Raw genomic sequence first — 410 nt, forward strand, 5'->3', positions numbered from 1 at the left:
GCCAGCCCACCAGGCACTCTTCGCCTCCGCCCTCGCCCTGCGGGAACGCGCCCACCCGGGATACGGGAGCCCTGTGGGCTCCGTACCGGTGTCCTGGGTCGCGGACGCGGTCACGGAGGCCGGCACCCGGACCCGGGGGGTGACGGCGTCGTACGCGCACCAGCTCGTCGCCGCCTGCCCCCGACCGGAACACGCCGTGGTCTACGGGCGGATGGTGCTGGAGGGCGCCATCCATCGCACGGTTACCGAGCACGCCGTCCGGCTCCACCAGGCCGCCCGCGCCGACTCCGTGCGCGGCGGCACCGAGGAGACCCAGTTGCGGGCCGATGCTCTCGCGGGGGTGCTGGCGGATCTCGCCCGCTGCTGGGGCAGCGACGCCCGCCCCGTCCCTCCCACGGCCGAGCCCGAAC

The 410-nt window shown here is 76.1% G+C and carries 1 pseudogene; it reads left to right on the forward strand.

The features are described from left to right. Window positions 1-410 (forward strand): annotated as a pseudogene (locus FF041_RS38490) (DnaB-like helicase N-terminal domain-containing protein); the annotation flags it as partial.

The sequence above is a fragment of the Streptomyces jumonjinensis genome (assembly GCF_009600885.1).
GTDB classification, from domain to species: Bacteria; Actinomycetota; Actinomycetes; order Streptomycetales; family Streptomycetaceae; genus Streptomyces; species Streptomyces jumonjinensis.